Below are 13,966 nucleotides of genomic sequence, written 5' to 3' on the forward strand. Positions count from 1 at the left end.
CGCCTCGTCCTTTTCCCCTGGCCCCTCTCCACTCACACCTAGCTTATGCACTGCCCCTTCTGCCAGCACGAAGACACCCGCGTGATCGATTCGCGGCTGACCGAGGACGGCAGCATCGTGCGGCGGCGGCGCGAGTGCCCGCAGTGCGGCGAGCGCTTCAACACCTTCGAGACCGCCGAGCTGAAGCTGCCGGCGGTGATCAAGAGCGACGGCCGCCGCGAGGCGTTCGACGAGCACAAGCTGCGCGTCAGCTTCGAGCGCGCGCTGCAGAAGCGCCCGGTGGCCAGCGACGCGGTGGAGACCGCGGTGCGCGCGGTGGTGCACGATTTGCGCAGGAGCGGCGAGCGCGAGATCCCGTCGATGCAGGTCGGCGAGCTGGTGATGCGCGAGCTGAAGAAGCTCGACCAGGTGGCCTACGTGCGCTTCGCCTCGGTGTACCGCCGATTCGAGGACGTGCAGGCGTTCCGCGAGGAGATCGAGCGCCTGGAACGCGATCTGCCGGCGATCGAGGGCCTGCAACTGCCGTTGCTGGACGAGAGCCGGCCCAAGGGCAGGAAGCAGTGATGAGGAGGGCACATGGGGCGTGCGCGTGCGGCCCCGCCCGGCGCTCCCCGGCCGTTGCGCTTTTCCGTCCACGCGCTTCCACGTAAGCATGTTCACCGCCATCGACCATGCCCACATGGCGCGCGCCCTGCGTCTGGCCGCGCGCGGACTGTTCACGACGCAGCCCAACCCGCGCGTGGGCTGCGTGCTGGCGCACGGCGAGCGCGTGGTCGGCGAAGGCTGGCACGCGCGCGCCGGCGAGCCGCACGCCGAAGTGCACGCCTTGCGGCAGGCCGGCGCGGACGCGCGCGGCGCCACCGCCTACGTCTCGCTGGAGCCCTGCGCGCACCATGGCCGCACGCCGCCGTGCGCGGACGCGCTGGTCGCCGCCGGCGTGGCGCGCGTGGTGGTCGCCGCCGAGGATCCGAACCCGCGCGTCGACGGTCGCGGCCTCGAGAAGCTGCGCGCCGCCGGCATCGCGGTCGAGTGCGGGCTGATGCGCGAAGCCGCGCGCGAGCTCAACTGCGGATTCTTCAGCCGTCTCGAGCGCGGCCGGCCGTGGCTGCGCCTCAAGCTGGCGATGAGCCTGGACGGCCGCACCGCGCTGGCCGACGGTGCATCGAAGTGGATCACCGGCGAGGCCGCGCGCGCCGACGTGCAGCGCTGGCGCGCGCGCAGCTCGGCGCTGCTCACCGGCAGCGGCACGGTGCTCGCCGACGATCCGCGCCTGACCGTGCGCCTGCCCGAGGGCGCCGGATGCGTGCCGCCGCTGCGCGTGGTGCTGGACCGCACGCTGCGCACGCCGGCTTCCGCGCACGTGCTCGACGCCGACGCGCCGACGCTGCTGCTGCACGCGCCCGATGCGGCGCGCCCCGCGCACGTCGCCGCCGTCGAGTGCGCGGCGGTGGCGACGCGCGATGGCCGCCTCGACCTGGAAGCGGCGCTGCGCCTGCTGGCCGCGCGCGAGGTCAACGAGCTGCAGGTCGAGGCCGGGCCGACCCTGGCGGGCGCGCTGTTCGCCGCCGGCCTGGTCGACGAGCTGCTGCTGTACGTCGCGCCGGTGCTGCTGGGCGATGCCGCGCGGCCGTTGCTGGCGCTGCCGCCGCTCGCGGAGATGGCGCGGCGCTGGCGGCTGCGCACCATCGACCAGCGCCCGCTCGGCGACGATTGGCGTCTGCGGCTGCGCCCAGCCTAGGGCGGTTGCGGCCGTCGCGCCCGGCGAACGCTGCGTGCACGGTGAAATGCGGAGATGATGGCGCCGCGGTGCTAGACTGTGCGCGCCGGCTGGTCCGGCAGATCGACGTCTTCAGGGCGGGGTGAAATTCCCCACCGGCGGTAGGTCCCCGGGGCGACCCGGCGACGAGCCCGCGAGCGCTTCCGTTGCAGGCGAGTCCCTCGCAAGAGCCCGCATATCGATGTGCGGACTTCCGGCAGGCGGAAGGTCAGCAGATCCGGTCCGAAGCCGGAGCCGACGGTTGGATGCCGCGCGAGCGGCGTCCTCACAGTCCGGATGAAAGAAGGCGGTCGGACGCGCGGCCCTGCGCCGCGCGTCGGCCTCATGCCTTGAGGCGTTCTCGCGGATGCTCGTGCGGAGAACGTTTCATGTCCCATCGCCTTTCCACGCAGCGCGTCGCCTCCCGGCGGGAGGCGCGCTGATGTTCACCGGCATCGTGCAGGCGGTCGGCCGCGTCGTGCGCCTCGAAGCGCGCGGCGGCGACGTGCGCCTCGGCATCGAGGCGCCCGCGCTCGACTTCGCCGATGTGCGCCCCGGCGACAGCATCGCCGTCTCCGGCGTGTGCCTGACCGCGGTCGAGCTGGATGGCGCGCGCTTCGCCGCCGACGTCTCCAACGAGACGCTGGCGCTGACCACGCTCGGCACGCTGAAGCCGGGCGACTCCGTCAACTTGGAGAAGGCGCTGCGCCTGGCCGACCGTCTCGGCGGCCACCTCGTCGCCGGCCACGTCGACGGTGTCGGCCACGTGGTCGCGGTGCGCCCGGACGCGCGCTCGCAGCGCTGGACCTTCGAGGCGCCGGCGGCGCTGGCGCGCTACATCGCCGCGAAAGGCTCGATCTGCATCGACGGCGTCAGCCTCACCGTCAACGAAGTCGAGGGCCGGCGCTTCGGCGTCAACCTGATCCCGCACACCATCGCGCACACCGCGTTCCGTGCGCGTCGTCCGGGCGACGCGGTCAACCTCGAGGTCGACCTGGTCGCGCGCTACGTCGAGCGCCTGCTGGGCGAGTCGGGCGTCTGACGGCCGGAAGTCAGAGGTCGATGTGCGTCATGTCGCCCGGCGTGCGGGACACCTTCCCCTCTCACTTTCGACCTTCGACTTTTGATCGTTGACAGACACTGCCATGGCCTTCGACAGCATCCCCGCCATCCTCGACGACATCCGCGCCGGCCGCATGGTCGTGATCCTCGACGACGAGGACCGCGAGAACGAGGGCGACCTGATCATGGCCGCGGAGAAGGTGCGGCCCGAGGACATCAACTTCATGGCGCGCGAGGCGCGCGGCCTGATCTGCCTCGCGCTGACCGAGCAGCGCTGCCGCCAGCTCGGGCTGCGGCCGATGGTCAGCGACAACACCTCGCCGTACCGCACCAACTTCACCGTCTCCATCGAGGCCGCCGAAGGCGTCACCACCGGCATCTCCGCCTACGACCGCGCGCACACCGTACGCACCGCGGTGCGCCGCGACGCGCGACCCGAGGACCTCACGCAACCCGGGCACATCTTCCCGCTGGCCGCGCAGCCGGGCGGCGTGCTGACGCGCGCCGGCCACACCGAGGCGGCCAGCGATCTCGCCGGCCTGGCCGGTCTGGAGCCGGCCGGCGTGCTGGTGGAAATCCTGCACGAGGACGGCAGCATGGCGCGCCGGCCGGAGCTGGAGGCGTTCGCCCGCAAGCACGGCCTGAAGATCGGCACCATCGCCGACCTGATCCGCTACCGCCTCGAAACCGAGCAGACCGTGCAACGCGTGCACGCCGAGACGGTGGATACCGAGTTCGGCACCTTCCGCCTGGTCGCCTACCGCGACCTGCTGAAGCGCGGCCTGCACTTCGCACTGGTGCGCGGCACGATCGACGACGGCGCGCCGGTGCTGGCGCGCGTGCACGTGCGCAACACGCTGTCCGACGTGCTGCACCTGAAGCGCGACGATCTCGGCCTGACCGTCACCGCCGCGCTGCGCCGCATCGCCGCCGAGGACCGCGGCGTGGTGGTGGTGCTGTCCGGCGAGGACACCGCCGAGGCGCTGCTCGGCCGCCTGGCGCGGCAGGCGCCGGCCGAAGACAAGCGCGCCGCGCAGCAGCAATGGCGCCAGCTCGGCCTGGGCGCGCAGATCCTCGCCGACCTCGGCGCGCGCCGGCTGCGCGTGCTGGGTACGCCGCGCCGCTTGGTCGGCCTGGCCGGCTTCGGCCTCGAGGTGGTCGAGCAGGTCGAGGCCTGAGAGGCTGTGAAAAACAGCCTCTCAGGCGAGCCATGGACGGCTCGCGCGCGAAGCGAGCGCGTAAGCGCTTGCTTCGCGGGAGTGAGTCCGGACCTGTGCCGGACTCACGACTGAGAAAACTCACAGGACGTGAGTTTTTTCACAAGCTCGGAGCCGGCGGCAAGCCCCGGCCCCCCCTCTGCTAGACTGTCGCCCTTTTTCAGGAACCGCCCGCCATGAAGATCATCGAAGGCGATCTCACCGCGCCCAAGGGGTGCTTCGCGTTGGTTGCGGCGCGCTTCAACGGCTACATCGTCGAATCGCTGGTCGCCGGCGCGCGCGACGCGCTGGTGCGCCACGGCGTGGCGGACGACGCCATCGACCTGATCCGCGTGCCCGGCGCCTGGGAAATCGCGCAGGCGGCGGAGCGCGTGGCGAAGTCCGGCAAGTACGCGGCGGTGGTCGCGTTGGGCTGCGTGATCCGCGGCGCCACGCCGCACTTCGACTATGTCGCCGGCGAGGCGGCCAAGGGCCTGACGCAGGCCGCGCACGCCTCCGGCGTGCCGGTCGCGTTCGGCGTGCTGACCACCGACACCATCGAACAGGCGATCGAGCGCGCCGGCACCAAGGCCGGCAACAAGGGCGCCGACGCGGCGCTGGCCGCGCTGGAGATGGTCAACCTGTACACGCGGTTGTGATGCACGCGCAGCGGCCCGAAGGCATCGACCCTGCCGCGCGTTCGCGCGCGCGCCGACGCGCGCTGCAGGCGCTGTATGCCTGGCAGATCGGCGGCAACCCCATGACGGCGATCATCGACGAGTTCCGCCGCGAGCAGGACATGGAGATCGCCGACCTCGAATATTTCGAGGACCTGCTGCGCGGCGTCGAACGCCACTGCGCCGAGCTGGACGCGGGCCTGCGCCCGTTCCTCGACCGCGACATCGCCCAGGTCGATCCGATCGAACGCGCGGTGCTGCGCCTCGCTGCCTACGAACTGAAGCAGCGCGCGGACGTGCCCTATCGCGTGGTGCTGAACGAGGCGATCGAGATCACCAAGCGCTTCGGCGCCGAGCACGGCCACACCTACGTCAACGGCGTGCTGGACAAGCTGGCCGCGCAGTGGCGCGCGGTCGAGTATCGCGGCGGCGGCCGCTGAGCGGCCGGCCGCCGGACGACGGTCGCGGACTGCGGCGGATCGTCGATCTTCCCTTCTCCCGCTTGCGGGAGAAGGTGCGCGCGGGGCGGAGGAGGGTTTTCCTCGTGAATGGCCCTCACCCCTTGCCCTCTCCCGCATGCGGGAGAGGAGGAGTTGGTGCCGAGCGGATTCGCAGCCATCGCGCGGATCGGCGTCGTGCAGGGCGTCTCATGTTGGCGAGGGCGGCGGGTTGGGCGAGTTCGACCTGATCGAGATCATCCGCGCGCGCACCGCGCAGGGCCGCGACGACGTGCATCTCGGCATCGGCGACGACGCCGCGCTGCTGATGCCGCCGGCAGGGCACGAGCTGGCGGTGTGCGTCGACACGCTGGTCGAGGGCGTGCACTTTCCCGTCGGCACCGCGCCGGAAGACCTCGGCTGGAAGGCGCTGGCGGTCAACCTGTCCGACCTCGCCGCGATGGGCGCGACGCCGGCGTGGGCGTTGCTGGCGCTGACCCTGCCGGCGGCCGATGCGCGCTATGTCGAACGCTTCGCCGACGGCTTCGCGCAACTCGCGCGCGCGCACAAGCTGGCGCTGGTCGGCGGCGACACCACGCAGGGACCGCTCGGCGTCAGCGTGACCGTGCTCGGCTTCGTGCCGGAAGGCCGCGCGCTGCGCCGCGCCGGCGCGCGGCCGGGCGACGTCGTCTGCGTCACCGGCACGCTGGGCGACGCCGCCGCCGGCCTGCGCTGCCTCGACCGCGGCGATCCGCAGGCGGATCGCCTGCTGAACGCGCCGCCGGGCACGCGCGAGTACCTGCTGGCGCGGCTGAACCGGCCGACGCCGCGCGTCGCCGCGGGACTGGCGCTGCGCGGCACGGCCTCGGCGTGCATCGACGTCTCCGACGGCCTGCTCGCCGACCTCGGCCACCTCTGCGCGGCGGGCGGGGTCGGTGCGGAGATCGACGCGGCCACGCTGCCGATGTCGTCGGCGCTGCTGACGCTGTTCGACGATGCCGCGCGCCTCGCCTTCGCGCTGGCCGGCGGCGACGACTACGAGCTGTGCTTCAGCGTGCCGCCGGACCGCATGGCGCACGCCACCGCCGACCTCGCGCGGCTCGGCTGCGGCGTCACGCGCATCGGCCGCATCGTCGAAGGCGACGGCGTGCGCGTGCGCGACGTGCGGGGGCAGACGTTGGCGCCGCCGCGGCGCGGCTGGGAGCACTTCGCCGCATGAACGCGAAACACGCGCTCGACGACGCGCAGCGGCGCGCGCTGCTGGCGCATCCCGCCGGCTGGATCGCCGCCGGCTTCGGCAGCGGGCTGGCGCCGTTCGCGCAGGGCACGGCCGGATCGCTGGCGGCGCTGCTGCCGTGGTGGTTCCTGCTGCGCGAACTGCCGTGGCCGATTTACCTCGGCGTGCTCGTGCTCACCTTCGCGCTGGGCGTGTGGGCCTGCGGCATCGCCGGCGCACGGCTCGGCGTCGACGACCATCGCGCGTTGGTCTGGGACGAGTTCGTCGGCCAGTGGCTCGCGCTGATCGCCGCGCCCGCGGGCGTGGCGTGGATGCTCGCCGGCTTCGCGCTGTTCCGCCTGTTCGACGTGTGGAAGCCGTGGCCGATCCGCGGGTTCGACCGCCGCGTCAAGGGCGGCCTCGGCGTGATGCTGGACGATCTCCTGGCCGGCGCCGCCGCCGCATTGGTGCTGCAGCTCGTCGCGCGTTTCGTCTGACGATCCGCTACAGCAGCGCGGCCACGCGCCGACGCAGCTCCGGCAGCACCTCGCGTTCGAACCACGGGTGATGGCGCAGCCAGGCCTGGTTGCGCGGACTCGGATGCGGCAGCGGCAATATCCCGTCGGCAAGATGCGTGCGCCACGCGCGCACGGTGTCGGCGAGCGCGGGACCGCGGCGTTCGCCGAGCAGGAAGGCGTGCGCGTACCGGCCGACCGCCAGCGTCAGCCGCACCTTCGTCAGCAGCGGCAGCAGGCGCGGGTGCCAGGCGGCGGCGCACTCGGGCCGCGGCGGCAGGTCGCCCGACCGGCCCTTGCCGGGATAGCAGAAGCCCACCGGCACGATGGCGATGCGGCGCGCGTCGTAGAACGTGTCGCGATCGACGCCGAGCCAGCCGCGCAGGCGGTCGCCGCTGGGATCGTTGAACGGGATGCCGGTCTCGTGCACGCGCCGGCCGGGCGCCTGGCCGACGATCAGCAGGCGCGCCGTCGCGCCGGCCTGCAGCACCGGCCGCGGACCCAGCGGCAGCTGGCGTTCGCAGAGGCGGCAGGCGCGGATCTGCGCGAGCAGGGCGTCGAGGCGGGTGGGCTTCGTGGCGTCAGAGGTCAATCTGATTTGCACCCATGCTCGGCCATTCATGCCGTTCGTGCTGAGCGTAGCTTGCGCAGCAAGCGGAGTCGAAGCACGCGTCGGCGCAGCCCATCGACGCCGGCCGTATGGGTCGCGGTTCATCCTCAGCCTGCCGAAGGGCTCGGGGCGAACGGTCATAGGGCCGGCCGAGCATTGGGGCTGATCAGGAAGGTCAAAGGCAAGCGCTGCGCCGCCGCGCTCTCGATTGATTTTCGGCCTTTGACACCGCCGTCCGTCAAGGCAACAGCTTGCCCGGATTGAGAATGCCCTCCGGATCGAACTGACGCTTGATCGCGCCCATCAGCGCCAGCGCGCCCGGATCCAGCGCGCGCGGCATGAACGCGCGCTTGGCGAGGCCGATGCCGTGCTCGCCGGACAGCGTGCCGTCCAGCGCGATCACCGTGTCGAACACCTCGGCGAGGCAGGGCTCGGCGCGCGCGCGCTCGGCGGCGTCGCGCGGCAGCAGGTTGACGTGCAGGTTGCCGTTGCCGGCGTGGCCGAAGCAGACGATCGGCAGCGCGAACTTTTCCGCCAGCCGCCGCGTCGCCGCCACCAGCTCCGGCACGCGGCCGACCGGCACCACCACGTCCTCGTTGATCTTGTCCGGCGACAGCGTGCGCAGCGCCGGCGACAGCGCCTTGCGCGCGGCCCACAGCGTCTTCGCCTCTTCGGCATCCGCGGCGGCGCGCAGCTCCAGCAGGCCGTCGCCGCGCGCGGCGCGCGTGACCGCGTCCACCGCGGCGTCGAGCTGGTCGGGCTCGCCGTCCACTTCGATCATCAGCAGCGCGCCTGCCTCCGGCACCGCCTCGCCGCCGTGCGCGCGCGCCAGCTTCAGCGCCTCGTCGTCGAGGAATTCCAGCGCGCACGGCGTGACCGGCTGCGCCATGATGCGCGCCACCGCGCGCGCGGCGGCGCCGACGTCGGCGAAGGTGGCGCGCAGCGTGCGCAGCGCCGACGGTTTCGGCACCAGTTTCAGCGTCGCCTCGGTGATCAGCGCCAGCGTGCCTTCGGAGCCGACCAGCAGGCGCACGAGGTCGTAGCCGGTGGCGCCCTTGGTGATCGGCGCGCCGGCGCGGAAGCTCGCGCCGTTGCCGGCCACCGCACGCAGCGCCAGCACGTTGTCGCGGCTGGCGCCGTACTTCACCGTGCGCGGGCCGCCGGCGTTGCAGGCGAGGTTGCCGCCGACCGTGCTGAACGGCGCCGAGGTGGGATCGGGCGGCCAGAAGAAGCCGTGCGGCGCCACCGCCGACTGCAGCTCGCCGTTCAGCACGCCGGGCTCGACCACGGCGAGGCGGTTGTCGGGATCGACGCGCAGGATGCGGTTCATGCGTTCGAACGACACCACCACGCCGCCCGCGACCGGCACGCTGGCGCCGGTGGTGTTGGTGCCGCGGCCGCGCGCGGTCAGCGGCACGCGCTGCGCGCGACAGGCGCGCACCAGCGCCTCGACCTGTGCGTGTTCGGTCGGCATCACCACCGCCTCGGGCAGCGCCTCGCGCCGCGAGTTGTCGTAGGCGTAGGCGGCGCGCGTGGCGGCGTTCAGCGCGAGCGCGTCGCCGAAAATCGCGTGCAGCGTCGACGCGAAATCGGATGAGAGCGGCATGGCGTCGAGTTTACGCTCTCCGACTCGAGTCTTCAGTCGGTGTACTCGAACACCTTCACCACCTTGTCGACGCCGGCGACGTTGCGCGCCACCTCGACGATGGCATCGGCCTCGGTGTGGCTGACCAGGCCCATCAGGTAGACGGCGCGGTGCGCGGTGGTGACGTTGACGCGGGTGGGGTCGAAGCCGGGCAGGCTGGTGATGTCGAGCAGCGCGGCCTTCACGCGCGCGGTCAGCGCGTTGTCGCCGCGGCGCGCCCAGAAGCCTATCGGCTCCATCACCTCGATCTCGTCGACCAGCTTGCGCGTGCCTTCGAAGCCGGAGGCGAGCCGCACGGCGCGCGCCTTCAGTTCGGGCGTGCGCGCCTCGCCGACCAGCAGCATCACGCCGTTGAACACCACCACGCTGACGTCGTTCTGCAGCGCCAGCTCCTTGTCCTCGTTGATCGCGCTCATCGCCGAAAGCTGCAGGTTGCGATCGGACATCACCGTGCCGAAATCGCGGCGGTCGTGCACCGCGCCGGCGCCGGCCGCGGCGCCGCCGACCACCACGGCGGCGCAGCCGGCGAACAGAAACGGCAGCAGGACGGACAGCGCGAGGGCGGGCATGCGGCGCATCGGGATCCTCATTCGGCATCGAAGGCGGCGCGTCGCCAGTCGCACGTCGGCTGCGCCGCGTCGCCGGCGAACGCTACCACATCGAAGCGGCAGGGCAGGTGCGCGAGGCGCGGATGCGCGGCGAGGAACAGCGCGGCGGCGCGCACCAGCTTCGCCCGTTTGGCCGCATCGACCGAGGCCATGCCGCCGCCGAAGCCGGTGCCGCGCCGGTAGCGCACCTCGACGAACACCAGCGTGTCGCCGTCGCGCATCACCAGATCGAGTTCGCCGTGGCGGGTGGTGAAGTTGCGCGCGACCAGCGCCAGCCCGGCCTGCGTCAGCCGGTCCAGCGCGTGCTGCTCGAAGACGCCGCCCCGTGCGCGCGTCATGCGCTCAGGGCGACGCGGGGCCGCCGGCCGTCGGCGTCGGCGCGGCGGAGGGGGCGCCGACGTCGAGGCCGCCGCTCAGCGGCTGCGCGATGCCGTCGGCGAAGCGCGCCCAGGTCAGCGTGCGGCGCACGCGCCCGAAGCTGTCCTCGGAGAGCTGGCCGGTCGCGCCGGGCAGGTAGCTGCCGCCGTGCGTGCGCAGCCAGTCGAGGTACGGCGCCAGCGCGTAGGCATCCATGCCGAACGCGAACAGGCGCGCGCCGGCGCCGCGCGTCAGCGGCAACTGCGCGGCGATGTCGTCGCGCTTGGGCAGGCCGGGCTGCGCGTCGAACAGCCAGGGCGCGTCGCAGAACTCGACGCCGTCGAGGTCGCGGTCGAGGTTGGGCGCGTCCTCGCCCGAGTACACGTGCGAGGTGGCGAACACGGGCTGCGTCAGCTTGGCCAGCTTCAGTTGCGGCAGCAGCAGCCGCGCCTGCTGCGGACGCAGCGCGAGGAACACGCCGTCGGCCTGGGCCAGCGGCAGGGCGGCGATCTGCGCCGCGTAGTTCACCGTCTCGCTCTGCAGCGTCGCTTCGCCGACGACGCGGCCGCCGGAGCTCTGGAACTGCGCCTTGAACGCGCGCGCGGCGCGCTGCGCCCAGTCGTCGGCGGCGGCGAACACCACGGCGTTCTTCAGGCCGCGCTCGGCGATGTGCTCGGCGGCCTGCGCGCTCTCGTTTTCCGGCAGCAGGCCGAATTCGGCGCTGCCGGGCGGCGGCAGCGAGGCGCCGTCGGGATGGTTCAGGGCCAGCACCGGCACCGGCAGCTTGGCCTGCTGGAACACCGCGGCGACGGCCTCGCGCGAGAGCGGGCCGATCACCAGCTCGGCGCCGTCGGCGGCGGCCTGCTGGTACGCGGCCACCGCCTGCGCGGGATCGCCGCCGCTGTCGTACACCTTCAGCGCGGGACGCGGCAGGCCGCTGCGCGCGGCGTCGAAATAGGCGGCGAAGAAGCCGTCGCGCACCGCGCTGGCGGCGGCGCCGAGCTGGCCGGAGGCGGGCAGCAGCAGCGCCACCGCGCGCAGCGCGCGATAGCCCTCGCGCGCGCCGGCGGCGGCGCCTTCGCCGGGCAGCACGGTGCCGACCGGATGCTCCAGCGGCGGCGGCGCGATCGCCACCGCCACGCCCTGCCGCACCAGCGTCTGCTCCACCCACACGCGCAGCGGATCGTTCGCGGGCAGGGTGTCGTGACGGCGCTGCAGCTCGGCGGCGGGCAGCTTGCCGAGCAGGGCCACGATCTGCCGCTCGTTGCCGCTGCGGTCGAGACCGCTCAGTCCGGCGTCCATCGCCGCGCGCGTCGCCGCCGCGCCCCACGGATCGCCGGCTTCGGCCTGCGCGCGTGCGCGCAGCTCCTGGGCCCGCGGGTGCAGCGACTGCGGCAGCGTCGGCGCGGCGGCGTCGAGCAACGCCAGCGCCTGCGCCGCCTGGTTGCGGCCCAGCGCCACCTGCGCCTGCAGCAGGTCGTAGCGCGCGACTTCGTCGCCTTCGAGCCGGCGCCGCTTGATCTCGGCCAGCGCCTGCGCGGCGCGGTCCAGCGCGCCCTCCTCGCCGTAGGCCTCGGCGGCGCGCAGACGATAGTGGTCGCGCCCGGCGTAGCTCTGCGCGGCGAGCGCGAGGAACGTCTGCGCCGCCTGGTCGAACTCGCCCTGGCGGTACTGCGCCTCGGCGCGCTCGGCCTGCGCCTGCAGTTGCGGCGTCGGCGTGCCCAGCGTGGCGCAGCCGGCGAAGCACAGTGCGGCGACCACGCCCGCCGCGAACGAACGGATGATGCGCGTGTCCATGAGGTGTCCGTCCCGCGATTTGCGCGATGATAGCCGATCGGGCCGCGCAGCCGCGGCGACGGGGAGCGCACGATGCACGATGCGAAGCCGGGCACGCTGTGGGTGGTGGCGACGCCGATCGGCCATCTCGACGACCTCTCGCCGCGCGCGGTGGCCACCTTGCGCGAGGTCGCGCTGATCGCCGCCGAGGACACGCGTCACAGCCGCGCGCTGCTGGCGCGCCATGGCATCGCCACGCCGACGACGGCGCTGCACGAGCACAACGAGCGCGAGGCGGCGGCGGCGCTGCTGGCGCGGCTGGCGGCGGGCGACTCGGTCGCGCTGATTTCCGATGCCGGCACGCCGCTGGTCAGCGATCCCGGCTACCGGCTGGTGCGCGCGGCGCGCGCCGCCGGCATCCGCGTCTCGCCGGTGCCGGGCGCATGCGCGGCGATCGCCGCGCTCTCGGTCGCCGGTCTGCCGAGCGACCGCTTCGTGTTCGAAGGTTTCTTGCCGGCGAAGGCGCCGGCGCGCCGCACGCGGCTGGCGGAACTCGCCGCCGAGCCGCGCACGCTGGTGTTCTACGAATCCAGCCACCGCGTCGCCGAATCGCTCGCCGACATGCGCGATGCGTTCGGCGCCGCGCGCGAAGCGGTGCTGGCGCGCGAACTGACCAAGCTCTACGAGACCGTGCTGGCCGCGTCGCTGGGCGACCTCGCCGAACGCGTCGCGCGCGATCCCGACCAGCAACGCGGCGAATTCGTGCTGCTGGTCGCCGGCCGCGGCGAGGAGGCCGACGCGCGCGTCGAGGAAGGCCGCCGCGTGTTCGCCCTGCTGCGCGAGGAACTGCCGCCGGCGAAGGCGGCGAAGCTGGCCGCCGCGATCAGCGGCGCGCCGCGGCGCCTGTTGTATGGGGAGAGCGGGGAGTAGGGGTGGCGGGTGGCGCGATTCGAAATCCGCAGCGCGCTTGCTTTCCCCCTGCTCCCTGTTCCCCGCTCCCTCCCTGTAAAATAAGCGCCGGAGTCGGCCGGGCAGTCGCGCCGCGCGCAAGCGCGTCGAGGAAAGTCCGGGCTCCCTAGGGCAAGGTGCCAGGTAACACCTGGGCGGCGCGAGCCGACGGAAAGTGCAACAGAGAGCAGACCGCCGATGGCCCGCAAGGGCTCAGGCAAGGGTGAAACGGTGCGGTAAGAGCGCACCGCGCGCGGGGCCAACGCCGCGCGGCACGGCAAACCCCACCTGGAGCAAGACCGAATAGGGGAACGATGGCGTGGCCCGCGCCGTTCCCGGGTAGGTCGCTGGAGCCGCGCGGCGACGCGCGGCCGAGAGGAATGACTGTCGCGCCGCAAGGCGTACAGGACCCGGCTTACAGGCCGACTCCATCCCTATCGCATCGCCGGCACGGCGCTGGCAAGCGCCGTGCCGGTCGCCGCGCCAGCGTCATGAGCCGCGCCGGGCCGTCCTGTCGAAATCCTTTGCTTTCAACCACCTTGGAAACCTTCCTCAGGAATGGCTGGAACCGTCGCCACGGTTTGGCCTTTCTCCTTGATCTGCAAGCGAAATTTTCCTTGACAGTCTCAGACCCTGAGACTATCGTGGGTTCGAGTGTGAAATCGTGGGAATTTGTGGTAACAGGCCGCCGCCACCGTGTTCCAGGGTGAAACCGCTATCAGCGTCGACGACAAGGGCCGCCTGGCCATTCCGACCGCGTATCGGGATCAGGTCGCGCAGGCCTGCGGCAACCGTCTGGTGCTGACCTACAACCCGTTCGAGCAGGGCTGCCTGTGGATCTTCCCGCAGCCCGAATGGGAGCGCGTGCGCGACCAGGTGAACGCGCTGCCCAGCGTCAAGGCGGTGCACCGCGCGCTGCAGATGAAGCTGGTCGGCGCGGCGGCGCAGGTCGAGCCGGACGGCGCGGGGCGCATCCTGCTGCCAGCCAGCCAGCGCGCCGCGGCCGGCATCGAGAAGCGCGCGGTGCTGCTCGGCATGGGCAACAAGTTCGAGCTTTGGAGCGAACAGGCGCACCTCGCCAAGATCCGGCAGACGATCGGCGAGGACGAGGTCAGCGAGGACATGGCGGGCTTGAGGCTGTAGCGGATCGATGAACGGGGTGG

At 72.8% G+C, this 13,966-nt stretch carries 15 protein-coding genes, 1 other RNA gene and 1 riboswitch; of the genes, 11 read left to right on the forward strand and 5 right to left on the reverse strand.

What is annotated here, in order from left to right; translation table 11 throughout:
• The first annotated feature begins 45 nt into the window (after window positions 1-45).
• The 8 genes from nrdR (at window position 46) to MBSD_RS12875 (ending at window position 6,841) form a co-directional block, all read left to right on the forward strand.
• Complete coding sequence (gene nrdR, locus MBSD_RS12840; protein WP_062537698.1) at window positions 46-564, forward strand: transcriptional regulator NrdR; 519 nt, start codon at window positions 46-48, stop codon at window positions 562-564.
• Window positions 565-679: 115 nt separating this feature from the next.
• On the forward strand, window positions 680-1,738 hold the full coding sequence (ribD, locus tag MBSD_RS12845) for a bifunctional diaminohydroxyphosphoribosylaminopyrimidine deaminase/5-amino-6-(5-phosphoribosylamino)uracil reductase RibD (protein ID WP_062537734.1): 1,059 nt from the start codon (window positions 680-682) through the stop codon (window positions 1,736-1,738).
• A 103-nt stretch (window positions 1,739-1,841) separates the two neighbouring features.
• Window positions 1,842-2,069: riboswitch (FMN riboswitch) on the forward strand.
• A 129-nt stretch (window positions 2,070-2,198) separates the two neighbouring features.
• The gene (locus MBSD_RS12850) at window positions 2,199-2,798 is read left to right on the forward strand and encodes a riboflavin synthase (protein ID WP_062537699.1); all 600 of its coding nucleotides are present in this window, start codon (window positions 2,199-2,201) and stop codon (window positions 2,796-2,798) included.
• Between the two features lie 103 nt (window positions 2,799-2,901).
• On the forward strand, window positions 2,902-3,996 hold the full coding sequence (ribBA, locus tag MBSD_RS12855; protein WP_062537700.1) for a bifunctional 3,4-dihydroxy-2-butanone-4-phosphate synthase/GTP cyclohydrolase II: 1,095 nt from the start codon (window positions 2,902-2,904) through the stop codon (window positions 3,994-3,996).
• A gap of 215 nt (window positions 3,997-4,211) precedes the next feature.
• Window positions 4,212-4,673 (forward strand): 6,7-dimethyl-8-ribityllumazine synthase, encoded by a 462-nt coding sequence (gene ribH / locus MBSD_RS12860; protein WP_062537701.1) that lies wholly within the window; start codon window positions 4,212-4,214, stop codon window positions 4,671-4,673.
• Window positions 4,673-5,131 carry a transcription antitermination factor NusB gene (nusB, locus tag MBSD_RS12865; protein WP_187300678.1) on the forward strand — a complete coding sequence of 153 codons (459 nt, stop codon included), beginning with the start codon at window positions 4,673-4,675 and terminating at the stop codon, window positions 5,129-5,131. The genes ribH and nusB overlap by 1 nt, the downstream gene beginning before the upstream one ends.
• Window positions 5,132-5,360: 229 nt before the next feature.
• On the forward strand, window positions 5,361-6,347 hold the full coding sequence (gene thiL / locus MBSD_RS12870) for a thiamine-phosphate kinase (RefSeq protein WP_062537703.1): 987 nt from the start codon (window positions 5,361-5,363) through the stop codon (window positions 6,345-6,347).
• Window positions 6,344-6,841, forward strand: coding sequence for a phosphatidylglycerophosphatase A family protein (locus MBSD_RS12875; protein WP_062537704.1), 498 nt, complete (start codon window positions 6,344-6,346; stop codon window positions 6,839-6,841). Before thiL ends, MBSD_RS12875 begins: the two co-directional genes overlap by 4 nt.
• Before the next feature lie 7 nt (window positions 6,842-6,848).
• Here the strand turns inward: MBSD_RS12875 and MBSD_RS12880 are convergent, their stop codons facing one another.
• The 5 genes from MBSD_RS12880 to MBSD_RS12900 form a co-directional block, all read right to left on the reverse strand.
• Complete coding sequence (locus MBSD_RS12880) at window positions 6,849-7,451, reverse strand: uracil-DNA glycosylase family protein (protein ID WP_237071811.1); 603 nt, start codon at window positions 7,449-7,451, stop codon at window positions 6,849-6,851.
• A gap of 256 nt (window positions 7,452-7,707) precedes the next feature.
• Complete coding sequence (locus MBSD_RS12885) at window positions 7,708-9,075, reverse strand: FAD-binding oxidoreductase (RefSeq protein ID WP_062537706.1); 1,368 nt, start codon at window positions 9,073-9,075, stop codon at window positions 7,708-7,710.
• A gap of 32 nt (window positions 9,076-9,107) precedes the next feature.
• Entirely contained in the window at window positions 9,108-9,683 is a 576-nt protein-coding gene (locus MBSD_RS12890; protein WP_187300680.1) for a BON domain-containing protein, read from the reverse strand.
• A 17-nt stretch (window positions 9,684-9,700) separates the two neighbouring features.
• On the reverse strand, window positions 9,701-10,060 hold the full coding sequence (locus MBSD_RS12895) for a YraN family protein (protein WP_062537708.1): 360 nt from the start codon (window positions 10,058-10,060) through the stop codon (window positions 9,701-9,703).
• Between the two features lie 4 nt (window positions 10,061-10,064).
• On the reverse strand, window positions 10,065-11,876 hold the full coding sequence (locus MBSD_RS12900) for a penicillin-binding protein activator (protein ID WP_062537709.1): 1,812 nt from the start codon (window positions 11,874-11,876) through the stop codon (window positions 10,065-10,067).
• 72 nt (window positions 11,877-11,948) lie between these two features.
• Here MBSD_RS12900 and rsmI point away from each other — a divergent pair, with 72 nt between their 5' ends.
• The 3 genes from rsmI (at window position 11,949) to mraZ (ending at window position 13,946) form a co-directional block, all read left to right on the forward strand.
• The gene (rsmI, locus tag MBSD_RS12905) at window positions 11,949-12,785 is read left to right on the forward strand and encodes a 16S rRNA (cytidine(1402)-2'-O)-methyltransferase (RefSeq protein WP_062537710.1); all 837 of its coding nucleotides are present in this window, start codon (window positions 11,949-11,951) and stop codon (window positions 12,783-12,785) included.
• Window positions 12,786-12,874: 89 nt separating this feature from the next.
• Window positions 12,875-13,237: RNase P RNA component class A (gene rnpB / locus MBSD_RS12910), an RNA gene on the forward strand.
• Window positions 13,238-13,499: 262 nt separating this feature from the next.
• The gene (gene mraZ, locus MBSD_RS12915) at window positions 13,500-13,946 is read left to right on the forward strand and encodes a division/cell wall cluster transcriptional repressor MraZ (RefSeq protein WP_062537711.1); all 447 of its coding nucleotides are present in this window, start codon (window positions 13,500-13,502) and stop codon (window positions 13,944-13,946) included.
• The last annotated feature ends 20 nt before the right edge of the window (window positions 13,947-13,966 follow it).

The sequence above is a fragment of the Mizugakiibacter sediminis genome (assembly GCF_000953855.2).
Classification (GTDB): Bacteria; Pseudomonadota; Gammaproteobacteria; order Xanthomonadales; family Rhodanobacteraceae; genus Mizugakiibacter; species Mizugakiibacter sediminis.